The sequence below is a fragment of the Plantibacter sp. genome, assembly GCF_059073635.1.
In genome coordinates this window covers 337,805-359,285 of the sequence record NZ_JCACOF010000010.1, presented here as the reverse complement: position 1 = coordinate 359,285, position 21,481 = coordinate 337,805, and the positions used below count along the sequence as shown (strand labels likewise).

The window sequence follows — 21,481 nt, the reverse complement described above, 5'->3', positions numbered from 1 at the left end:
CGAGCGGCTCGTCACCCGATCGGTGCGGTGGCCTAGGGTTGATCGCGGATGCGGCGATGAGTCGTTCGGCTTTCGCCGATGCCTGGTCGATGAGAGGAACGGTTCGATGATGAGAGGTGCTTCGGTGCTCGGACTCGGCGCCATCACTGCCGAGACCCCCGTCCCCTGGTTGGGCAAGGCCTCGTACTGGTCGCCGACGCATGTCGTCCCTTCGGCCTGGCACGAACACGCGCCGTTCGCCTTCTGGCTGGTGGACGCCCTTCGGCCGACCAGCTTCGTCGAGCTCGGGTCGCACAACGGGTTCTCCTACTTCGCCGTCTGCGAGGCCGTCCAGCGGCTCGGCCTCGACACGAGCTGCGCGGCGATCGACAGCTGGGAGGGCGACGAACACGCGGGGTTCTACGGGGACGACGTCTACCGATCCGTCACCGAGATCAACGAGGCGTCGTACACCGACTTCTCCCAGCTCATCCGTGCCTATTTCAGCGACGCGGTCGACCGGTTCGAGGACGGATCGATCGAATTGCTCCACATCGACGGCAGGCACCGCTACGAGGATGCGGTCGAGGACTTCGAGACGTACCTGCCGAAGCTCGCCCCCACGGCGGTCGTCGTGTTCCACGACACCTACGAGTTCGAGCGCGGGTTCGGTGTCCACCGCCTCTGGGCCGAGCTCTGTGAGCGGTACCCGGACTCCACCTTCCAGTTCGAGCACGGGCACGGCCTCGGTGTGCTGGGGATCGGGGAACTCCCGCAGCCCCTCGTCGACTTCTTCGCGGCCGGACGCGCGGCAGGAGACGAGGTGCGAGCCGATTACGCGCGGCTCGGCGCGGTCGTCGCCTCGCGAGCCGGTCAGGAGCAGGAGCGACTCGACGCGCTCGCGACCGTCGAGCGCCAGCAGGAGGAGCTCGGTGCGGTGCGCCTCCACGCGAAGCAGCTCGAGATCGAGCTGCAACGGTCGCGCAACCGTTTCGACGAGGTCACCGGCAGCACCGTGTGGCGGGCCACGGCGCCGCTCCGTCGACTCGTCGACCGGGCCCGCCGTCGCTGAACCGCCACCAGCGGTCCGGAACCGGGCCGATGTCTAGACTCGTCGGGTTAATCCGCCCGCCGGAATCGAACGAGGGAATGACCATGACGACCAAACGTCCGACGGCGGCCGAACTGGCCAATGAGGAGCGAGTGCTCGCGCTCGTCGACCGGGTGATCGGGCTCGAGGCCGAGCTCGCGCGCGCATCGATCTACTTCTCGCCGACGAAGGACGACTTCGACGTCCTCGAGCGCGAGATGCAGGGTCTTCGGCAGCAGCTGGCGGCGGTCCACTCGACCCGCACCTGGAAGGCCGGGCGCGCGGTCCTCGCGCCGCTCCGTGTCCTGAAGCGCGGACGCGCCTGACCCGATGACGAATCCATCCGCACCCGGGGCGACCGGTTCGCCGCTCGTCTCGTTCCTCGCCATTTGCCCCGACGACGCCCGTGTCCAGGAGCTGCTCTCGTCGCTGACGACGCAGCGGGACTGGGAGCTCGTGCTCGTCGCTCCGATCGACCCGGTGGCGGCCCACCCGGCGATCGTGCGCGCGGAAGCACAGGCCAGTGCGCCCGCCAGTCGGCTGATCGAGGACGGCGTCGCCGCCGCGAGCGGCCGGTACGTCTGTGTGCTGCCCGACGTCGGTGTCCCCGTGGACCTGGCGGTCCCGACCCTCGTCGACTGGCTCGCGCTCGCACCCGACGCCGCGGTGGTCTACACCGACGAGTCCGCCGTGCGACCGGACGGCGGCATCGAGGTGGTCTCGAAGCAGGGCCCCGCGCCGGAGCGCCTGCGCTGCCAGTTCTACTACGGCGACCTCCTGCTGTTCCGCCGGGACACGATCGCTGAGCTCGGCGGTCTCTCCCACGACGTGGACGGCGTCGAACTGTACGACCTCGCGCTGCGGTGCGTGCAGGCGGGTGCCATCACGCTGCACGTCCCACGCGTCCTCTTCCACGCACCGTCGACCCGCGCGATCGGGGCGTTCGCGGAGACGCAGCTCGACCAGGTCCGGACGGTCCTCGAGCGCCACCTCGCGGCGACCGGCGGCGGATCGGTGGAGGCGGTGGCCGCCGACGGCGTGCACACGACCGTGCGGCCCCTCCACGGCGAGCCCCTCGTGTCCATCGTCATCCCCACGCAGGCGCGACGACGAGCTGATCCGCTCCGACCCGGAGGCGAACCGCACAGCTACCTCCTGCACGCCCTGCGCGGGCTCGTCGAGCACACGACCTACCAGAACTTCGAGGTCGTCCTGGTCGTCGACACCGATCCTGAGCCCGCGGTCATCGACGAGGCCACGAGACTGCTCGGCGAACGCCTCGTCGTCGTCGACTTCGAGCTGCCGTTCAACTTCGCGGCGAAGGCGAACCGTGGCGTGCTGAGCGCGGTCGGTGAGTACGTCCTCATGCTGAACGACGACGTCGAGGTCATCACGCCCGACTGGATCGAGTCGCTGCTGCGTCTCGCACAGCTCCCCGGTGCGGGGATGGCGGGTTGCATGTTGTACTACGAGGACGACACGATCCAACACGGCGGCCATCACTACTGGATGGGGAGCCCGACGCACATCGGCCTGCAGGTCCCTCGTGGTGCCGCCGGGTCGCAGCACGCGTTCCAGGTGGAGCGTGAAGGCGGGGGGCGTCACGGCCGCCTGCTCGTTGTTCCCGCGTTCGGTGTACCTCGAGGTCGGGGGCATGACGACGCTCCTGCCCGGTGCGTTCAACGACGTCGACTTCTGCCTGAAGGTGGCGGAACTCGGGTACCAGGCCTACTGGACACCGCGCGCCGAGCTCTACCACTTCGAGTCGAAGACTCGCGACGCGCGCGTCCGTGCGTATGAGCTCGAGACCCTCGGCCGGCGTCGGCGCCACCGACTCCACCAGCCGCAATACTGGCCATTCCCGGAATAGAGGTCGGTCCGCCGATATGAGATCTGTCATCACCACCTTCAGGAACGCTCTGTCGGTCCTCAAGCATCAGGGCCCCCGCTTCTTCTGGAAGCGTGTCGAGCTGAACATCAAGTCGAGGTTCGCCGGGAAGAAGCTGATCCTGCCCGTCAAACTCGAGGACGCGCTCGCGGTCGACTGGACGGAGCCCGGGCCGCAGCTCGCGGATCCGGTGGTCGTCACGGATCGCAAGTCCCACATCGCCTGGGTGATGTCTCCGCCGAGCGCGACGAGCGGCGGTCACCAGAACCTCTTCCGCTTCATCGACTATGCCGAGCGCGCGGGACACACCTGCAGTGTGTACATCTACAACAGCCTCGGTGTGATCGTGAAGCGAGTCCGATCTCGAGCAGCTGCTCCGGGAGTCACCGGCGTACCCGAACGTGCAGGCCCGGGTGCACAACCTCGATGAGCGAGGGGTGGCCGACGACGTCGATGCGATCTTCGCGACGGGTTGGGAGACCGCGTACCCGGTGTTCCGGGATCGTTCCCGGGCGCGCCGCTTCTACTTCGTCCAGGACTTCGAGCCGGCGTTCTACCCCTCCGGTTCGGAAGCCATCCTCGCTGAGAACACCTACCACTTCGGGTTCCACGGCATCACCGCAGGCGGCTGGCTGTCGAAGAAGCTGCACGACGAGTACGGCATGCCCACCGATCATTTCGACTTCTCGGTGGACCGCACGCACTACAGCCTGACGAACCGGCGCCCGCGGAAGGAGATCTTCTTCTACGCCCGGCCCGTCACCCCGCGACGTGCGTTCGAACTGGGGGTCATCGCACTCGGCGAGTTCGCGCGACAGCGACCGGACTACACGATCAACATGGCCGGGTGGGACGTCTCGGACTGGGACATCCCGTTCGAATACAAGAACCTCTCCGGTCTGTCCATCTCGGAGCTGAACCCCATCTACAACCGTTGCGCCGCCGGGCTCGTCCTCTCCCTGTCGAACATGTCCCTCCTCCCGCTCGAACTCATCGCGAGCGGCGTCGCTCCGGTGGTGAACGACGCTCCCAACAACCGTCTCGTCTCGGACAACCCGTACATCGAGTACGTGCAGCCCGCACCGGGCGCGATCGCGAAACGCCTCGTCGAGGTCGTGTCGCGGGAGGACGCGGTCGAGCGGTCGATCGCGATGGCGGACTCGTTGGAGCACACGAGTTGGGACGACAGCGGACGGCAGTTCGTCGAAGCGTTCGAGCGGGCGATGCGTGGCTGACGCACTCGTCATCGGGGCGAACGGGTTCATCGGTTCCCACCTGGTGGACGCGCTGCGAGCCGACGGGCACCGGGTCCGGGCGTTCGACCGGTTCAGCTCGCGTGAGCCCAGTTTCGACACCGAGGGCGTCGAGGTCGTCCGCGGTGAGTTCCTGAGCCGGGCCGACCTCGATGCCGCTGTCGACGGCATGGACCTGGTGTTCCACTTCCTCTCGACGACGACGCCCGCGACGGCCCAGAACGACCCGACGCTGGACATCCGCACGAACGTGGCCCAGACCGTCGAGATGCTGGAGAGCTGCGCTGCGGCCGGGGTCGGGCACTTCTATTTCGCGTCGACGGGAGGCGCGATCTACGGGGCGCAGGACCGAGCGGAGTACGTCGAGACCGACCCGACGCTCCCGGTGTCGCCGTACGCCATCGGCAAACTGACCATCGAGAACTACCTGCGGTACTTCCAGGCGGTCCGTGGGCTCCGTTCGACGGCGCTGCGCATCTCCAACCCGTACGGCACGAGGCAGCATCACAACAAGAAGCAGGGCCTCATCCCGATCGCCCTCCGTCAGATCGCCGGCGGGGAACCGATCGTGCGGTTCGGCGACGGGTCCATGGTGCGCGACTACATCTACGTGAACGATGTCGTACGCATGATCACGAGGATGGTCGACCGACCGCACCGGCATGACGTCTACAACCTCGGCAGTGGCCGAGGGCTCTCGGTCAGCGAGGTCTTGGCGTCGCTGCGCCGCGTGACCGGGGTGGACTTCGACGAACTCGTGCGCCCGGTGCCCGTGACCTTCGTCGACCGCGTCGTCCTCGACATCGGCCGCTACACGACGGAGTTCGGGCGTCCGACGTTCGAATCGCTCGACGACGGAGTGCGCGCGACGTGGAACGGAATCCTCCAGGAGCGCGACTCGGAGCGGTGAGAGACGCGCCGATCTGGTAACGATTGTCGGAGAGTGGTCCCGCGGCCCGCTACCCTGATTCGGGGTACAACCACCCGCTGAGAGGACACAGGTCAATGAGAGACCGTACGAGGCCGACCTGGCAATACGTCGGGATAGTCCTGATCGCGGGCTCCGTCTTGGTCGGGTGCACCGGCCCCGCGCAGGAGTCGCCGTCTCCCACGACCTCCACCCTCGCTCCCGGGAACGAATCCACCGCGAAGGGTGAGGACCCGAGCCCGGTGCCGCCCGAAGCCGTGCTCGTCTTCGCCTCCGTCGACGCCGACGGCGCAGCGGTGTCCGCATCCGCGTATATCGCGGGCGTCATCGAGAACGACGGCGTCTGCACTTTCACCTTCTCAGCGGGTGAGGCTGTGGTCACGACGACGTCCGACGGCCTCGCCGACCGCGCCACCACCAGCTGTGGCACGGTCCAGGTGCCGATCGGCCAGTTCACCTCCGGAACGTGGGACGCCACGGTCAGCTATTCCTCAGCCGCATTCTCGGAGCTCGTCTCCGCCAGCTCCCCCTTGGAGATCCCATGAGACGCCGATTCCCAGCCGTCATGATCGCGGTCCTCGCGTTGCTCGCGGGGCTGTTCACCGTGATCCCCACCGCTGAACCGGCGAACGCCGCCGACGGCCGGAACTTCAATCCCGGATACATCATCTCCGACGGTCTCTTCTACGACGGGGCGGCGATGTCGGCCGGCGAGGTGCAGTCCTTCTTGAACAGCGCGGTGCCGAGTTGCCGCTCGGGCTACACCTGCCTCAAGGACTACCGACAGGCGACGCCGACCCGAGCCGCCGTCAGCGGCAGGTGCGCGGCCTATGCCGGCGCGGCGAACGAGTCCGCAGCGCAGATCATCGCCAAGGTCGGCCAGGCGTGCGGATTCAGCCAGAAGGCGATGATCGTCCTGCTCGAGAAGGAGCAGGGGATCATCACGGACGACTGGCCGAGTGCCCGGCAGTACCGGAGTGCGACCGGATACGGCTGCCCTGACACCGCCGATTGCGACTCGACCTACTACGGCTTCTTCAACCAGGTGTACGCGGCCGCGCTCCAGTTCAAGAACTACCAGGCGAACCCGACCCGATGGAACCACGTTCCGGGCCGCGTGAACACGGTGCGGTTCAGTCCCAACGCCGCGTGCGGGAGCAGCCAGGTCTACATCCAGAACGCGGCGACCGCGGGACTCTACAACTACACGCCCTACCAGCCCAACGCCTCGGCGCTCGCCAACCTGTACGGGACGGGCGACGCCTGTGGCGCATACGGGAACCGGAACTTCTGGCGCATGTACTCGGACTGGTTCGGATCGCCGACCGACGTGCCGAACCCGATCGGGTCCATCGACCAGTTCACCGCTTCGGTCGGCGCGAAGACCGCGACCCTGACCGTCCGCGGGTGGACGCTCGACATGAACCGCTCGTCGAGCGCGATCGAGGCCCACGTGTACCTGACGTACCCGGACGGCAGCGTCAAGGGGACTCCTCTCACCGCGAACCAGTCACGACCGGATGTCGGCGGCGCGTACCCCGGCGCCAGGCAACGCACACGGGTACTCGACCAACCTCGAGGTCACCCGTGGCGGGACGTACCAAGCCTGCGTCTACGGGATCGGACTGTCCGGGAACAACCGTCTCCTGCAGTGCCAGACCCTCGTCGTGGCGCAGAACGAACCGCTGGGCAAGGTCGACGAGTTCGTCACCAAGACCGGATCAGGCAGCTCCACCGCCATGAAGGTGCGCGGCTGGGCGCTCGACCCCGACGCCTCGGCGGTCTCCTCCCAGGTCCACGTGTACGTGACACAGCCCGGCGGCAAGGTGGTGGGGACGTCGCTCGTCGCCGACAAGGCCCGACCGGACATCGGTGCGACCTTCCCCGGAGCCGGCTCGGCCCACGGTTTCGAGCTGTCGATCCCGGTCACGACGCCAGGAATCTACCAGGTGTGTTCCTACGCCATCCCGACGTACTGGAAGAACATCGGAGCGAACCGCCTGCTCGAGTGCCAGTCGGTGAACTACGTCAAGGCGTTCCCAAACGGTCAGGTCGACGCGATCGTGGCCGACCAGACGCCCACGGCCCCGGCCATCTCGGTCAGCGGCTGGACGTACGACGCCGGCGCGCCCGCGTCGTCGATCGGAGCGCACGTCTACATCACGGATCCGAACGGCGTGACCACGGGCTATTCACGGAAGGCCGACAAGGCTCGTGACGACGTGAACCGGGCGTTCGGGATCTCCGGCGCACACGGGTTCCGCGAGTCGTTCCCGGTCACGGTGAAGGGCACCTACACGGTGTGCGTCTACGGGATCGCCGTCTCGTCCCTGAGCGTCGGACTGAACACGCCGTTCCCCTGCCAGAAGGTCACCTTCGGGACCACTGCTCCGACCGGGGCGTTCGATTCGGCGTCCGTCACCCCGACGGCCGATGGCAAGGCCACGCTGTCCGTGTCGGGTTGGGCGGTCGACCGGGACCTCGCCTCATCGCCGATCCAGGTGCACTTCTACGTGACGAGGCCCGACGCCACGGTCAAGGGGTACCCCTTCGTCGCCGACGAGACGAGGAACGACGTCGCCAGAGCATACCCGTGGGCCGGGTCGAACCACGGCTTCGCCGAACAGATCACGCTCGACCAGAAGGGCACGTACCAGGTGTGTGCGATCGCCATCGGCACGGCGTGGTCGAACGTCGGGGCGAACACCTCACTGGGGTGTAAGACCGTATCCTACTGAGAGCGAGCATGCGGCCTCGCCGCCGTGACGTGATCGCGGTGGCGAGGCCGTTCTGCTGCTGACGCACCGAGATCGCCCGCCCGGACCAGCGTCACCAACCAACACCGACACCGGGCAACACCGAGGGGAGGTCGACCATGCGTGCAGACACGGGTGGGGCACGGGGCGGCGTCGTGGGGATGCTGCGTCGGCGCGACGGACGGTTCTGGGAGCGTGTCGCCGCGCTGCTGCTGGTCGTCGCGAGCGTGGTGCTGGTCGGTGTGCACGTACCGAAACACCAGTTCGTCTCGCCGATCGACGAGTACATGTACATCGACTACGTGGCCAAGGTGTCGTCGCAGGGTGTCGTCAGGACGGGTGAGGGCGTCGGCGAGTTCGCGCGGGAGTACCTGGCCTGCCACAACGCCCGCAACGTCGGCGGGTGGCCGGAGTCGCACTGTACGCCCGAGGCCATCGCCGACCCGAACAGCTTCCCGAACCGCGGCACCACGAGTGCCGACATCTACACACCGGCCTACTTCGCGGTGACGAGGGTGCTCGCGCAGCCCTTCCTGCTCGCGGGTGTCGATTTCGTCAGCGCCGCCCGACTCACCGGGATGTTCTGGCTGGCCCTCGCCGCCGTGGCGCTGTTCTTCGCGTTGCGGCGTCTCCGCATCCCGATCATGCTCAGTGCGTCGCTGTCACTGATGATGGTCGGCTCCTCAGCCGCCTTCTGGTCGAACACCTTCATCAGCACGGACGCGCCGGCGATGGCAGCCGGTGCGGTCGCCCTGCTGCTCGCGCTCCGGACCGATCAGCACCGACGAGCCGTCTGGTGGCTCGCCGCCGCCGCCGTCGTGGCGGCGGTGTTGAAGCTCCAGCTCCTGCTCCCGTTCGCGGCCGTCGCGGTGTTCTTCCTGCTGCAACGGTTCAGTGCCGTACGGCACCGGCCACGAGCGGTCAGGGCGGTCCTCACGGATCGTCTGGTCCTGATCACCGTCGGGGGCGTCCTCGCTGCTGTCGTCGCACAGGCACTCTGGATGGTCGTCCGGTCCTCGATCGCCGTCGGAGACGCCGGCGCACTCGTGGCTTCGGCGAGCTTCACGCCGGCCGCGCTCGCGCAGGAGCTCTTCCGGTTCCTGCCAGGCCTCGCTGTGGGCGCGCTCGATCCCGCTTCGACCGGTGGAGGGGCGATCATCCCGGTGGGGGTGCTGACCCTTCTGGTGGCAGGCGGTGTCATCGGACTGTGGGGATCGTCGAGCGGATTCACGAGGGAGAGCAACCTCGCCGTGTCGACGCTGCTCGTCGCAACAGTCTCGGCGCCCGTGCTGGCGGTGGTCTCCGCGATCCTCACGGGACAGTACATCGCACTGGTCCCCAGGTACGGACTGTCGCTCCTCCCCATCGCGCTCGCCTGCGCCGGACTGTTGTTCGCCGAGCGACGAGCACTCCGGATACCGGGCGCGATCGTCGCCGTGATCTGCTACTGCTCGGTGCTGACGATCCCGCAGTGAGGCGGCCCGCTGATCCGTGAGGTCAGCGGCGCCGGTCGACGGGTGAGGCGGGGGCATGCTGTCGGTCGGCATGGTCGAGTCGCTCGATCTCGGCCGTCTCCTGCCGCTCGGCCGGAGTGATCAGGACGTCGTCACGAGTGATGTCGGCCCCCTCGGAGCGGAGGAACAGTCGCCTCAGCAGGAGGACGGTGAGGACCGAACCGATCGCGTAGATGAGCGCGAGCGATTTCCACCCGAAGGGCGGCTCCCAGCCGTCGTCGAAGAGCATGGCTCGGAGAGGCTCCCGTTCGCTCCGACGATATATCGGCGCAGCACCATGAAGAACGCCAGGAGCTGTCCTGCCGCCAGGAGGAACGCGTAGCCGCCCGTCACGAAGTGCCGCGACAGCTTCGCGTCAGCGCCGATCCCGGCGTCGTCGAGGGCGAGCCCGGCGACGATCAGCAGACAGAGCAGGATCGCGAGCATGTACCGGCCCTGCCAGATGAAGCCGTACTGCGTGTACACGCCGATCTGCGTGATCGCGGGGACCAGGACGGTGACGGCGAGCAGGACCCAGACGGCCCACTTCGGGCTGCCCTTGCGTCCCCACAGGACCGAGGTCGACGAGCGAGGAGCAGGATCGACGCCGGTCATCCACGCGGCGATGCGTCAGCGACGGCGCACCCGTGTCGACCCACCCGAAGAAGCCGATCATGCCGAACACGAAGTCGAACGGTCTGCAGGAGGGTGAAGACGAAGACGAACAGGCCAGGCCCATCGGACTGCTCGGCTTCACCGGCGTTCGGTCTCGGCACCGTACAGCCGGCGGGAATGACGTACCACAGAGCACGGTCAGGAGCGCCGACGACGGCCGATGCCCGCCGATGAGCGCCCACGCAGTCAGGCTTCCGCAGCAGCTCGCAGCGATCCGCTCCCTGCTGCCCGAGCAGCATCGCGACGATGGCGATCACGAGCACCCACAGGAGCGAGATGCTGCGACGCGGTCAGGAGCGAATGATGCCGTGAGGCCAGGGCGAGACCAGCCTGCTCCACCAGAGCCGTCGGCCTGAGTTGCCTGCCGCGGAACGTTGCGAGCAGGGTCGCGAAGAGCACCGCCTGCCGACTGCGGCTTCGAGTCCGTTCGGGTTGATGGAGCCCGCCCAGGTACAGCACCATCGGGCGTGATGGCGACGATCCCGCAGCGACGACCGCCCAACGGAACCGCGCGAGCAGGGTCGAGCTGCATCACCATGATCGCCAAGCGCGAGCCGAGCAGAGCGGCTGCACCCGTCGAGACGCATGCCGTAGAACGCCGCGTCACCCGTCGAGGAACAGGGACGGCCAGCCCACCAGCGCGTAGAACGCGGGACGAGTTGAGGCCGGCCGACGCGCCGGTCGGCGACCAGCGTCCTCGATCGCGTGTCGCCGGAGCGGCGTCCTGGCAGTCCGCCGTCACCTCCGCGTCGAAGGCGAAGCACAACAGGTCGTGCGCGTTGGCGATGTTCTCCGGCACCGTCGCCTCGGCCAGCGTCGGGTTCTTCGGCCACGGGACGCCGGTGATCAATCTGGCCGCGGGCCACCGCGGCGGCCCGGATCGCGTGCGACGGCTCGTCCGGGATCGGAACCGATCGGCGAGGCGAGCGCCCAGAGCGACATCGGGCGCAGCAGGGTCGCGACGAACGCCACGAGGAACGTCAGCCACCGCCGTCGCTCCCATCGCGTCGGGACGGACTGTGGGAGCGAGAACTGCCATGCGCGAAGTGGTCCAATCGGAATCCGGGGCGTCGCCGCCGTTCGTTCGCCGGTCAGTCTACTGGCGCGTGCGTGGAACGCCGGGTAGCCCGACAGGAGCGCGGTATTCTGGGGCGACCCTCCCGCACAACCGATCGGACCGCATGACGTCGACGACGAACGTACCGTTCGATCAGCCGGCCCGGCCTCGTCGGCGCGCGCGGGCCGCGGGTCTCGCTGAGCGACGGGCTCGCCGGCCACCGCAACTCGCTCGGCGTCATCCGGCTGGTGCTCGCGTCCGCCGTCATCTTCTCCCACGCCTTCCCGACCGGGGGCTGGGGTGAGGACCCGTTGCTGCACCTCGAGCCGAGGTCAGGACACGATCGGCGGCATCGCCGTCGCCGGGTTCTTCGCCGTCAGCGGGTACCTCATCGCCAAGAGCGGCGCGTCGGCCGACATCGTGCAGTTCCTGTGGCGGCGCGCCCTCCGGATCTTCCCGGCGTTCTGGACGGTCCTGCTCGTCGGCGCGCTCGTCGTCGGCCCGATCGCGTGGCGTGCTGGCGGGCAACACGGCCTCCGCGTCCTACGTCGGTTCGGGCAGCCGATCATGCTACGTCGTTCCTGAACGCCGACCTGATCGATGCGCCAGTACGGGTATCTACGACATCTTCGCGCACGACCACCCCGTACGGTCGAGTCACTGGGCGGGCAGAGCGTGTTCAACGGTTCGCTGTGGACGCTCGCTCTACGAGTGGTCCTGCTATCTGCTCATCGCGATCCTGCTCGTGCACCGGTGCCCTCCGTCGGGCGAAGTGGGTCGTGCCGGCGCTCGCCGGCGTCTTCTACCTCCTCTTGATCGTGCACACGCTGTGTCCCGCTCGGCGGTCAGGTGTACCTGCCCTACTTCGCCGATCCGGTTCAAGATCACCCTGACCCTCGTCTTCCTCATCGGGTCGACGCTGGCCATGTACTCGCGGAGGATTCCGCTGAACGACTGGATCGGTGCGGCGTGCGGCGTCGTGATGGTCGTCACGCTGTTCACCGGCGGGTGGTTCTTCCTGGGGTATCCGGCCTACGCGTACTTCGTCCTCTGGCTCGCGGCCCGGCTGCCCAAGCGCGTCCAGTGGATCGGCGCGAAGAACGACTACTCCTACGGCATGTACGTCTACGGCTTCCTCGTGCAGCAGTTCACCGCGTTCCTCGGCTGGCACCTGCTCGGCTACTGGGCGTGGGTCGCGCTCACGATCGTCGTCACCGCAGGGTGCGCCTGGTTGAGCTGGCACCTCGTCGAGAAGCGGGCGATGGCGTTGAAGGACCGCGGGCCGGGACGAGGCATCGCCTTCCTCTCGCCGCGGGCTCGTCCAGTACCATCGAATGTCGACTCGCCTACAGCTAAGGACACCGCTTCGTGACTGCATCAACCCTCGGGACCGTTCTCGTGACGGGAGGCGCCGGCTTCATCGGCTGCGCGCTCTCGCACAAGCTGGCTGCGGCCGCGGAGCGGTGGGTCGTCATCGACAAGCTGCACCCGCAGGTGCACCCGAGCGCGGAGCGCCCGGCGGACCTCCACGAGGCGGCTGAACTCGTCGTCGGCGACGTCACGGACGCCGCGGCGTGGGACGCGCTCCTCGCCGACGTCCGGCCCGACGTCATCGTGCACCTCGCCGCTGAGACCGGGACGGCGCAGTCGCTCCACGCGGCGACGAGTCACGCCGAGGCGAACGTGGTCGGCACGACGGAGATGCTGGACGCCCTGGGGCGCGCCGGGCAGGTCCCCGGGCACTTCGTCCTGTCGTCGAGTCGCGCGGTCTACGGCGAGGGGCAGTGGCAGCGGGAGGACGGCACCGTCTTCGAGCCGGGACAGCGTTCGCACGCCCAGTTCGAGCGGGGCGAGTGGGACTTCCCGGCGGCGAAGCCGTTGCCGAGCCGTGCCGCGGTGACGATGCCGGCGCCCACGAGCGTCTACGGAGCGACCAAGCTCGCGCAGGAGCACATCCTGTCGGCATGGACGGCCGCCCACGACGCGAAGCTGACCGTCCTGCGACTGCAGAACGTCTACGGTCCCGGCCAGTCGCTCATCAACTCCTACACGGGCATCGTGTCCCTCTTCTCCCAGCTCGCCATGGACGGCGGCACCATCCAGGTCTACGAGGACGGTCGGATCGTTCGCGATTTCGTGTTCATCGACGACATCGCCGAGTCGTTCCGAGCCGTCATCACGGCGGGGCCCTCGGCAGACGTGTCGCGGTTCGACATCGGGTCCGGTGTCGGCACCACGATCCTCGAGCTCGCCCAGGCGATCGCCGCCTACCACGACGCTCCGGCTCCGGTGGTCAACGGCATGTACCGCGACGGCGACGTCCGGCACGCCGAGTGCAGCATCGAGGACTCGCTCGCCGGTCTCGACTGGGCCCCCGCCTGGGACGTCACGCGAGGCGTCGCCGCACTGCAGGAGTGGATCGCCGCCCAGCGTGGTGCCGACGTCCAGGAATAGGGACGTGCCTCCCGAGGTCGCGCGCCGCGGGCCGAACGGCGCCGTCCTGATCCTGCTGGCCACCGCCGTCGGTGGGGGAGCGGGGTACCTGCTGCAGATCGTCACCGGGGTGGCGCTCGGGACCGCCGCCTACGCCTCGTTCGCGGTCTTCTGGTCGGCGCTCTACCTCCTCGTCAGCGCGTTGTCGGGCGCACAGCAGGAGATCGCCCGTGCGACGCACCCGGTCGACCGATCCGGGGCTGGTCCCGGCGAGACCCGACGAGCCCCGGTGGTGCGCAACTTCACCCTCGTGGCGGTGGTCGGGGTGGCGGCGATCCTCGCCGGTTCGGCCTGGATCTGGGTCGGCGCGGTGTTCCCCGACGAGGGTTGGGCGCTCGTGCCACCACTCGTCCTCGGCGTCTCCGCCTACCTGGTGGTGGCAGCCGTCTCCGGCGTGCTGTACGGGCTGTCGTTCTGGGCCGCAGCGGCCGCGATGACCGTGATCGACGGCGTCCTCCGATTCGCGCTCGTCGGCGGCCTGCTCCTGGTCACCGACCGACACCGCCGTCCTCGCCTGGGGCGTCGCCCTGCCGTTCGCCGTCACCCCGCTCGTCCTCTGGCTGTTCATCCGCCGCGGGGTCGTGGGTCGGTTCGCCGTCGACGTCGGTCCGAGGGAACTCAGCTGGAACGTGCTGCGCACCGTCGTCGCGGCCGCGGCGACCGGCGTCATGGTCAGCGGTCTCCCGCTCATGATCCAGGCCACGGGCGACACCGTGTCGCCGGACGCGTTCGGCTCGCTGACGTACGCGATCACCCTCACCCGCGCACCGATCGTCATCGTCGTCCTCGCGCTGCAGAGCTACCTCGTGGTGGTGTTCCGATCCCATGCCGACGCGGTCCTCGGCTGGGTCGCCAGACTCTCCGCGCTCGTCCTCGTCGGTGCAGGACTGCTCGCGCTCCTCGCCTGGTGGCTCGGCCCGTGGGCGCTCTCGGTCCTCTTCGGACGCTCCGACGTCCTGGCGGGCGGCACGATCGGCCTGCTCGTCGCGACCGCCGGCCTCGTCGGCGTGCTCTGCGTGACCGGTGCCGCGACCCTGTCCCGCGCGCAGCACGGAGCGTTCGCCGGCGGCTGGATCCTCGCCGCCGTCGTGACGGTGGGGATGCTGCTCCTTCCCCTCGGCCTGCACGAGCGGACGATCCTGGCGCTGACCGTCGGCCCGGTCGCGGGACTCCTGCTGCAGGGCGCGGCTCTGTTCCGACCAGCCGAGAGCGGACGTCGCCGGAGCGGACGCCCCGCCGGTACCGCCGACGGCCTGAGCGGTCGGCCGCACGACGAGGATCGGTGCCGGCCCGGCCTCAGGAGGAGCGGTCGCCTCGACGTGTGTCGGCCAGCCGCTGCTCCAGTGCGCGGATGCGCAGGTCCTGCAGCGCGACCTCTTCGGCGAGGGTGCGGCTGCGGTTCTCGAGTGTCGTGAGCTCCGAGCTGTGCTGGATGCTCACGAGGAAGAGGATGAGGATGCTGACGAAGAAGACCAGGTTCGTCGGGATCTCGACGCCGATCACGCCGGCGGCCCAGACGAGGACCTGCGGGAAGACGCCGATGACGAGTGCGAGCAGGCCGGCGATCAGCCACCAGATCGGCGTGGCGCTCGCGGAGCTGGCGCCGGCGGAGCATCTCGACGACGAGGCCGAGCGTGAACAGGGCCGCGACGATGCCGAGGATGTAGGTGCCGATGGGGATCACGCCGTCACCACCCCTTCGTGGAGCGCGACGGGTGGTCGGATCAGCGCGAAGACGAGCGCGAGGCCGGCCCGGGCGAGGTAGCGGGCAGCCTTGAACGGATTGTGCGAAGGAGTGCCGCCGGCGCGTGGACGCATGGCGACGGGCACCTGCCGGATGACGCAGCCGGCGCGCGCGGCGATGACGAGCGACTCGATGGTGTCACCGAGGTACTCGGCCGGGTAGTGCTCGGCGAAGAGGCGCACGGCGCGAGGGCCCGTGGCACGGAATCCGCTGGTCGTGTCGGTGAGCTTCGTCCTGCGCGACGCCGCTCAGGACGCCGGACAGCACGACCATCGCCCACCTCCGGGGACCCCGGACCTCGTAGTCGCCCTCGCCGGCGAAGCGTGCGCCGAGCACGAGGTCGGCGGACTGCAGCTCCTCGACGAGCCGGACGACACCCGGCGGGGTCGTGCTGGCCGTCCGAGTCGACCTGCACGACGTTGCGGTAGCCGTGGGCGAGCGCGTACTTGAACCCGGCACGCATCGCGCCGCCGACCCCGAGGTTGAAGGGCAGTTCGGCGACGATCGCGCCGGCCGACACGCGCTTCGGTCGGTGGTGGCGTCGGTCGAGCCGTCGTTGACGACGAGCACGGCGACGCCCGGGCAGCTTCTCGTGGACCTCGCGGACGACCGCGGCCACGGAGGCTTCTTCGTTGAGCGCCGGCATGACGATGAGCGTGCCGGCGAGGGAGGTCGTCATGTGCGGAATCCTAGCAATCGGAGGGCGGAGCGCTCGGGATGCGTGGGGCGGTCAGACCCTGGCGAACACGTGCTCGAGCAGGGCACGACGCCCTGCGGCGTTGCGGGACGCGCAACGCTGCGGGCAGCTCGCTGAGCGCGTTGGCACGCGAGGTCCAGTGGTTCGCGGCGGCTCGCGCCGCGCGGTTCCATCCCATCGCCGTGAGATCGCGTCGCGCCTCGGCGAACAGCGTCCGCTCCTGCCGGAACTTCGATCCGTCCGGCCCGGTGACCGCGGACACGCTCTGGGAGTGCCTGCGGTAGGCGAAGCAGATCTCGTCGTCGAGGACGAGGCTCCCGCCGTCCTTCGTGATCTCGAGGAGCATCGCGAGATCCTGCACGACGTCGAGGTCGAGCCGGAACTGGTGCTTCCGGAGCGCCTCGACCCGCCAGACGAGCGACGGGAAGTAGGTCCAGTTGCCGCGGAGCAGGCTCGTGGCGAGCTGCTCGCCCCGGTACTCGCGGGCTCCCGTGCCGGAGAACCGGTACATCGCCTTGATCCGGTCGGCGAGTGGACTGGACGGGGTGCCGTGTCTCGTCGATGACGGACACGCCGGGCTGGATGATCGAGGCGTCGGGGATGCTCGGCGATGAGCTCGCGCACGCGACGGACGTAGTTCGGCAGCATCACGTCGTCGCAGCCCATGATGACGGAGAACTCGCCCGGTCATGAGGCTCACGCACTTGCGGTAGTTCTTCGAGGGACGCAGGTTCACCTCGTTCCGGAGGTAGGTGATGCGCGGGTCGCCGAGGGCGACGGCCCACTCGCCGGGAGCGAGGTCCGGATAGACGTCGTCGACGATCGTCAGCGTGCCAGTCGGGGTCGGACTGCGCGAGCACGCTCTCCACCGCCGCCTGGAAGTGGTCGAAGCGGCCGTAGAAGGGCATCATGATGTCGAGCGTCACCCGGCTACGCTAGCAAGCTTCCTCCGGCGGCCGAGATCGCCGGGCCGTGAGCGCCCGATCGCGGTTCAGCGGGGTCGCGCCGCCGTCGGGTCGAGCGCGGCACGGAACGCGTCGAGCGTGCGCTCGGCGGTCGACGCCCAGCTGAAGGCGGCTGCTCTCGCCCGCCCGCGCTCGGTGAGGCTCGTCACCTCGGCTGGGTCGGTCGCCAGGGTGCGGAGACCGGCCGCGATCGACGCGAGGTCGTGGGGATCGACGAACAACGCTGCATCACCGCACACCTCCCGGTGGACGTCGATGTCGCTCACGAGCACCGGAACGCCGCTGAGCATCGCCTCGAGCGGTGGCAGGCTGAACCCTTCGGCGAACGAGGGCACGGCCAGGGCGGTCGTCGTGCGGTAGAGCTCACCCAGCTCCTCCGGGGACAGCCAGGACCGCAGCTCCACGAACCGCTCCAGGCCGAGTTCGGCCACGACGGCGCGCAGCGGATCGTCGAGCCCGTGACTGCCGGTCACGACGAGACGCGGGCGCACCCGTTCCTCGACGAGGGCGAGCGCTCGGATCAATCCTTCGTAGTTCTTGTGCGGGCGGCGGTTGCCCGTGGCGAGGATGAACGGGTGCTCGCGATCCGGTTCCCGGGTGGCCGTCCACGGTGTCGACGCGGCCAGCGGGATGACGTCGATCAGGTCCGGGTCGACGTCCCGAGGTACTTGACGATCTCCGCCTTCGAGACCTCGCTGATCGTGATGATGCGGGAGGCCGCCCGCGAGACCCGACGCTCCATCCACTTCACCGGCCCGGTGTAGAACGGTGTCGACATCAGCTCCGGGTGGCTCCAGTACAGCAGGTCGTGCATGGTGACCACGAGGGGGAGCGCGGTGCGTGCCGGTCCGAGCGTCGCGGGTGCGTGGATGATGTCCGCTCCGTGTTCCGTTTCGCGATCCCGGCGATCCGCCAGAGTTCGCCGGCCGCCCAGGCGAAGCGGTTCTCGCCGCTGATCCCGGTGGCGACGATCTCGCCCGGGAACCAGGAGAGATCGCCCTGCATCGCCTCCGCGCTGGCGAGACCGACGAGGTCGAACTCCGCCGCCTGCGGACCGACTGCTCGGTAGAGCTCGCGGGTGTAGGTCTCCATGCCGCCCTTCGTCCCGGTGAAGGACAGGAGATCGACGGCAAGCAGAGGCACGAGAGCCGAGCATAGCGGTGGGTGAGGGGTGCTCGGGTAAGCTCGGGCGGGTCGATGTGCCTCAGCAGAGGAACGAACCATTCACCGAGGATCAGCGCGAAGCGATCCGGAGCGGACCCCATGACGGAGCAGCACCCCGTGACCCAGACCCCCATCAAGAAAGCCGTCATCACCGGTATCACCGGTCAGGACGGCAGCTACCTCGCCGAGCTCCTGCTGTCGAAGGGCTACGAGGTGCACGGCTTCGTGCGTCGCGCGTCGACCTTCAACACCGGGCGGATCGACCACATCTACGACCCCGAGGCGACCCACGACGGTTCGCCCAGGCTCCAGTTGCACTTCGCCGACCTGGCCGACGGGTCGCGCCTGGCGACGCTGCTCGCCGAGATCCAGCCCGACGAGGTCTACAACCTCGCCGCCCAGTCGCACGTGCGCGTCAGCTTCGACGAGCCGGAGTACACGGGCGACACGACCGGCATCGGGACGGTCCGGCTCCTCGAGGCCATCCGCCAGATCGGTCTCCACTGCCGCTTCTACCAGGCGTCGAGCTCCGAGATGTTCGGTGCGACGCCGCCGCCGCAGAACGAGGAGACCCCCTTCTACCCGCGTTCGCCCTACGGCGTCGCGAAGGTCTACTCCTACTGGATCACCCGGAACTACCGCGAGGCCTACGGCATGTTCGCGGTCAACGGCATCCTGTTCAACCACGAGTCGCCGCGACGCGGTGGCACCTTCGTGACCCGCAAGATCACCCGCGCCGCCGCGCGCATCGCCGCCGGCCAGCAGGACTTCCTGTACATGGGCAACCTCGACGCCGTCCGCGACTGGGGCTACGCGCCCGACTACGTCGAGGGCATGTGGCGGATGCTGCAGGCCGACGAGCCGACCGACTTCGTGCTCGCCACCAACACCGCGTACACGGTCAAGGACTTCCTGCAGTTCTCCTTCGAGCGGCTCGACCTCGACTGGGAGCAGTACGTCAAGTTCGACGAGCGCTACCTCCGCCCCACCGAGGTCGACGCGCTGATCGGCGACTACGCGAAGGCCGAGTCCGTCCTCGGCTGGACCCCGAAGGTGCTCCCGCCGCGGCTCGCGCAGATCATGGTCGACTCCGACGTCGCCGAGCTCGAGGCGTCGGGCAAGCCCTACATCGACACCGCGGAGGTCTAGGCGCGGTGCGCGTCCTCCTCACCGGTGGTGCCGGCATGCTCGGTTCGAGCATCGCCGAGGTCTGGCCCACGCTCCGCGCCGCCGACGAACTGATCGTGGCGACGCGCGCGGACGCCGACCTCACCGATCGAGCCGCCGTCGCAGCCCTCATCGGACGCACGTCGCCGGACGCGATCGTGCACGCCGCCGCGAAGGTCGCCGGCATCCAGGCGAAGCTGCAGCGTCCCACCGACTTCCTGCTCGACAACCTCCTGATCGACACCTCGGTCATCCGAGGCGCGATCGACGCCGGCGTCCCCGAGCTGCTCTACGTGTCGAGCGCGGCGATCTACCCCGAGGGGCTCCCACAGCCGATCGGTGAGGGCGCGCTCCTCAGCGGCACGCTGGAGGGCGCGAACGAGGGATATGCGCTCGCGAAGATCGCCGGGACGAAGCTCTGCGAGTACGCGAGTCGGCAGTACGGGTTCGCCTATCGCGCAGCAGTGCCGTCGAACCTCTACGGCCCGGGCGACGACTACACCCACGGTCAGGCGCACCTCATCGCCGCCGCCCTCGGCAAGGTCCACGCCGCCGTGACCGAGCGGCTCCGACGAGGTCGAGGTCTGGGGCGACGGCACCGCCCGACGCGAGTTCACCTACACGCCCGACCTCGCGGCGTGGCTCGTCACGCAGCTCGGCTCGCTCGACGCCTGGCCCGTCACGCTCAACCTCGGGCCGGGTGTCGACCACAGCATCACCGAGTACTACGAAGCAGCCGGTCGCGCCGCCGGCTTCACCGGTCACTTCCGGTACGACGCCACCAAGCCGTCCGGCGTGCACCAGCGCCTGCTCGATTCGGCCGCCGCCCGCGCGCTCGGCTGGAACCCCACCACCCCGCTCGCGGCCGGCGTCGCCGCGAGCTACCACGCCTACCTCGCAGCTCAGGAGCCACAGACAGCATGACCGACGACACCTTCGACTCCGGTTTCCCCCTCGCCACGTCCTCCTGGGATGCCGCGGAATACGCCGCCATCCAGCGCGTCGTCGACAGCGGCCGCTTCACCATGGGGCCGCTCGTCGCGCAGTTCGAGCGCGACTTCGCCAGCGCGTTCGGCGCCGGTTTCGGCGTCATGGTCAACTCGGGGTCCAGCGCGAACCTGCTCGCGATCGCGGCGGCCGTCCTCGACGACCGGGTCGACCTGCAGGCCGGTGACGAGGTCCTGGTGCCCGCCGTCTCCTGGGCCACCACCTACTACCCGCTCCAGCAGTACGGCCTCATCCCGAGCTTCGTCGACATCGACGTCGACACGCTCAACCTGGACCTCTCGCTCGCCGAGGCCGCGATCACCCCGCGCACCAAGGCGATCTTCGCGGTCAACCTCCTCGGCAACCCGAACGACTTCGCGGCGCTCACGGCGCTCGCCGAACGTCACGGTCTCCTCCTGCTGGAGGACAACTGCGAGTCGCTCGGCGCGAAGGACGACGGTCGGTTCGCCGGCACGGTCGGCGCGATGGGCACGTTCAGCGCCTTCTTCTCCCACCACATCTCGACGATGGAGGGCGGGATGATCCTGACGGACGACGAGGCCACGGCGCAGATGCTCATCTCGCTGCGGGCCCACGGCTGGACGCGTGGACTCCCCGAGCAGAACGCCGTGCACGACAAGTCGGGCGACGAGTGGGACGACCTCTTCCGCTTCGTCCTTCCCGGCTACAACGTCCGTCCGCTCGAGATGTCCGGCGCGATCGGCATCGAGCAGATCCAGAAGGTCCCATCGCTCATCGCCGGTCGTCGGGAGAACGCCGTGTACTGGACGGAACGCTTCGCCGACCTCGATTCCGTGCGCATCCAGCGCGAGCAGGGCGAGAGCAGCTGGTTCGGCTTCTCCCTCGTGCTCGAGGGCGCGCTCGCCGGCCGACGCAAGGAGGTCGTGCGGGCGTTCGCTGCCGAGGGGATCGAGTCACGGCCCATCGTGGCGGGCAACTTCACGAAGAACCCGGTCATGAAGTACCTCGACGCGAAGGTCCCGGCTGAACTCCCCGCCGCCGACAAGATCCACGAGGACGGGCTCTTCGTGGGCAACCACCACTTCCCGGTCCACGCCGGTATCGACCGCGTGTACGACGTGGTGGCCAAACTCTCCTAGGCTGGGTCTGCGCGGTCGCCCCAC

Annotated in this window: 21 protein-coding genes and 1 pseudogene; 15 read left to right on the top strand and 7 right to left on the bottom strand. The window is 68.8% G+C overall.

From position 1 onward, the window contains the following. Positions 1-106: 106 nt before the first annotated feature. From AC5JOC_RS13895 to AC5JOC_RS13865, 7 genes are all read left to right on the top strand, one after another. Positions 107-1,051 carry a class I SAM-dependent methyltransferase gene (locus tag AC5JOC_RS13895; protein ID WP_494246597.1) on the top strand — a complete coding sequence of 315 codons (945 nt, stop codon included), beginning with the start codon at positions 107-109 and terminating at the stop codon, positions 1,049-1,051. A gap of 83 nt (positions 1,052-1,134) precedes the next feature. After that, a complete protein-coding gene (locus AC5JOC_RS13890; protein ID WP_153303460.1) occupies positions 1,135-1,395 on the top strand; it encodes a hypothetical protein in 261 nt (86 codons plus the stop codon). 4 nt (positions 1,396-1,399) lie between these two features. Beyond that, positions 1,400-2,869, top strand: coding sequence for a glycosyltransferase family 2 protein (locus tag AC5JOC_RS13885; protein WP_494246596.1), 1,470 nt, complete (start codon positions 1,400-1,402; stop codon positions 2,867-2,869). Positions 2,870-2,955: 86 nt separating this feature from the next. Then, entirely contained in the window at positions 2,956-3,387 is a 432-nt protein-coding gene (locus AC5JOC_RS13880; RefSeq protein ID WP_494246595.1) for a hypothetical protein, read from the top strand. Positions 3,388-3,394: 7 nt separating this feature from the next. Further along, positions 3,395-4,192: a rhamnosyltransferase WsaF family glycosyltransferase gene (locus tag AC5JOC_RS13875; protein ID WP_494246594.1), complete on the top strand. Its 798-nt coding sequence runs from the start codon at positions 3,395-3,397 to the stop codon at positions 4,190-4,192. Beyond that, positions 4,185-5,120 (top strand): NAD-dependent epimerase/dehydratase family protein, encoded by a 936-nt coding sequence (locus AC5JOC_RS13870; protein WP_274500712.1) that lies wholly within the window; start codon positions 4,185-4,187, stop codon positions 5,118-5,120. The genes AC5JOC_RS13875 and AC5JOC_RS13870 overlap by 8 nt, the downstream gene beginning before the upstream one ends. A gap of 260 nt (positions 5,121-5,380) precedes the next feature. Further along, positions 5,381-5,683, top strand: coding sequence for a hypothetical protein (locus tag AC5JOC_RS13865; protein WP_494246592.1), 303 nt, complete (start codon positions 5,381-5,383; stop codon positions 5,681-5,683). A 667-nt stretch (positions 5,684-6,350) separates the two neighbouring features. Here the strand turns inward: AC5JOC_RS13865 and AC5JOC_RS13860 are convergent. Further along, positions 6,351-6,623: a hypothetical protein gene (locus tag AC5JOC_RS13860; protein WP_494246591.1), complete on the bottom strand. Its 273-nt coding sequence runs from the start codon at positions 6,621-6,623 to the stop codon at positions 6,351-6,353. A gap of 35 nt (positions 6,624-6,658) precedes the next feature. On the opposite strand from AC5JOC_RS13860, the gene AC5JOC_RS13855 reads away from it, so the two are divergent. Next, on the top strand, positions 6,659-7,876 hold the full coding sequence (locus tag AC5JOC_RS13855) for a hypothetical protein (RefSeq protein ID WP_494246590.1): 1,218 nt from the start codon (positions 6,659-6,661) through the stop codon (positions 7,874-7,876). A 137-nt stretch (positions 7,877-8,013) separates the two neighbouring features. Continuing rightward, a complete protein-coding gene (locus AC5JOC_RS13850) occupies positions 8,014-9,369 on the top strand; it encodes a hypothetical protein (RefSeq protein ID WP_494246589.1) in 1,356 nt (451 codons plus the stop codon). Between the two features lie 174 nt (positions 9,370-9,543). Here AC5JOC_RS13850 and AC5JOC_RS13845 read toward each other — a convergent pair whose 3' ends face one another. After that, positions 9,544-10,002, bottom strand: coding sequence for a hypothetical protein (locus AC5JOC_RS13845; RefSeq protein ID WP_494246588.1), 459 nt, complete (start codon positions 10,000-10,002; stop codon positions 9,544-9,546). A 1,417-nt stretch (positions 10,003-11,419) separates the two neighbouring features. Between AC5JOC_RS13845 and AC5JOC_RS13840 the strand changes: the two genes are divergently transcribed. From AC5JOC_RS13840 to AC5JOC_RS13825, 4 genes are all read left to right on the top strand, one after another. Beyond that, on the top strand, positions 11,420-11,704 hold the full coding sequence (locus tag AC5JOC_RS13840) for an acyltransferase family protein (protein ID WP_494246587.1): 285 nt from the start codon (positions 11,420-11,422) through the stop codon (positions 11,702-11,704). A 244-nt stretch (positions 11,705-11,948) separates the two neighbouring features. Next, positions 11,949-12,491 (top strand): acyltransferase family protein, encoded by a 543-nt coding sequence (locus AC5JOC_RS13835; RefSeq protein ID WP_494246586.1) that lies wholly within the window; start codon positions 11,949-11,951, stop codon positions 12,489-12,491. Beyond that, entirely contained in the window at positions 12,488-13,573 is a 1,086-nt protein-coding gene (locus tag AC5JOC_RS13830; protein ID WP_494246585.1) for an NAD-dependent epimerase/dehydratase family protein, read from the top strand. Before AC5JOC_RS13835 ends, AC5JOC_RS13830 begins: the two co-directional genes overlap by 4 nt. Before the next feature lie 620 nt (positions 13,574-14,193). After that, positions 14,194-15,027, top strand: a complete 834-nt coding sequence (locus AC5JOC_RS13825) for a hypothetical protein (RefSeq protein ID WP_494246584.1) — start codon at positions 14,194-14,196, stop codon at positions 15,025-15,027. Here AC5JOC_RS13825 and AC5JOC_RS13820 read toward each other — a convergent pair. The 5 genes and pseudogenes from AC5JOC_RS13820 to AC5JOC_RS13800 all read right to left on the bottom strand — a co-directional run bounded on the left by AC5JOC_RS13820 (position 14,909) and on the right by AC5JOC_RS13800 (position 18,174). Then, complete coding sequence (locus AC5JOC_RS13820; RefSeq protein ID WP_494246886.1) at positions 14,909-15,154, bottom strand: DUF2304 domain-containing protein; 246 nt, start codon at positions 15,152-15,154, stop codon at positions 14,909-14,911. The genes AC5JOC_RS13825 and AC5JOC_RS13820 overlap by 119 nt on opposite strands. A gap of 138 nt (positions 15,155-15,292) precedes the next feature. Continuing rightward, positions 15,293-16,035, bottom strand: a pseudogene (locus tag AC5JOC_RS13815) (glycosyltransferase family 2 protein). A gap of 10 nt (positions 16,036-16,045) precedes the next feature. Next, positions 16,046-16,564 (bottom strand): hypothetical protein, encoded by a 519-nt coding sequence (locus tag AC5JOC_RS13810; RefSeq protein ID WP_494246583.1) that lies wholly within the window; start codon positions 16,562-16,564, stop codon positions 16,046-16,048. Positions 16,565-17,044: 480 nt separating this feature from the next. Beyond that, positions 17,045-17,764, bottom strand: coding sequence for a glycosyltransferase family 4 protein (locus tag AC5JOC_RS13805; protein WP_494246582.1), 720 nt, complete (start codon positions 17,762-17,764; stop codon positions 17,045-17,047). Further along, complete coding sequence (locus AC5JOC_RS13800) at positions 17,659-18,174, bottom strand: glycosyltransferase (protein WP_494246581.1); 516 nt, start codon at positions 18,172-18,174, stop codon at positions 17,659-17,661. Before AC5JOC_RS13800 ends, AC5JOC_RS13805 begins: the two co-directional genes overlap by 106 nt. Before the next feature lie 125 nt (positions 18,175-18,299). Here AC5JOC_RS13800 and gmd point away from each other — a divergent pair, with 125 nt between their 5' ends. Further along, positions 18,300-19,331: a GDP-mannose 4,6-dehydratase gene (gene gmd, locus AC5JOC_RS13795; RefSeq protein ID WP_494246580.1), complete on the top strand. Its 1,032-nt coding sequence runs from the start codon at positions 18,300-18,302 to the stop codon at positions 19,329-19,331. A 5-nt stretch (positions 19,332-19,336) separates the two neighbouring features. After that, on the top strand, positions 19,337-21,457 hold the full coding sequence (locus AC5JOC_RS13790) for a DegT/DnrJ/EryC1/StrS family aminotransferase (RefSeq protein ID WP_494246579.1): 2,121 nt from the start codon (positions 19,337-19,339) through the stop codon (positions 21,455-21,457). Positions 21,458-21,481 lie beyond the last annotated feature (24 nt).

Bases quoted from the DNA above. Each gene is read 5' to 3' on its own strand.
- AC5JOC_RS13850 (WP_494246589.1), top strand. From the start codon at position 8,014: ATGCGTGCAGACACGGGTGGGGCACGGGGCGGCGTCGTGGGGATGCTG.
- AC5JOC_RS13880 (WP_494246595.1), top strand. From the start codon at position 2,956: ATGAGATCTGTCATCACCACCTTCAGGAACGCTCTGTCGGTCCTCAAG.
- AC5JOC_RS13800 (WP_494246581.1), bottom strand. From the start codon at position 18,174: ATGCTCGGCTCTCGTGCCTCTGCTTGCCGTCGATCTCCTGTCCTTCAC.
- AC5JOC_RS13885 (WP_494246596.1), top strand. From the start codon at position 1,400: ATGACGAATCCATCCGCACCCGGGGCGACCGGTTCGCCGCTCGTCTCG.
- AC5JOC_RS13855 (WP_494246590.1), top strand. From the start codon at position 6,659: ATGTCGGCGGCGCGTACCCCGGCGCCAGGCAACGCACACGGGTACTCG.
- AC5JOC_RS13845 (WP_494246588.1), bottom strand. From the start codon at position 10,002: ATGACCGGCGTCGATCCTGCTCCTCGCTCGTCGACCTCGGTCCTGTGG.
- AC5JOC_RS13895 (WP_494246597.1), top strand. From the start codon at position 107: ATGATGAGAGGTGCTTCGGTGCTCGGACTCGGCGCCATCACTGCCGAG.
- AC5JOC_RS13810 (WP_494246583.1), bottom strand. From the start codon at position 16,564: ATGTACCGGTTCTCCGGCACGGGAGCCCGCGAGTACCGGGGCGAGCAG.
- AC5JOC_RS13890 (WP_153303460.1), top strand. From the start codon at position 1,135: ATGACGACCAAACGTCCGACGGCGGCCGAACTGGCCAATGAGGAGCGA.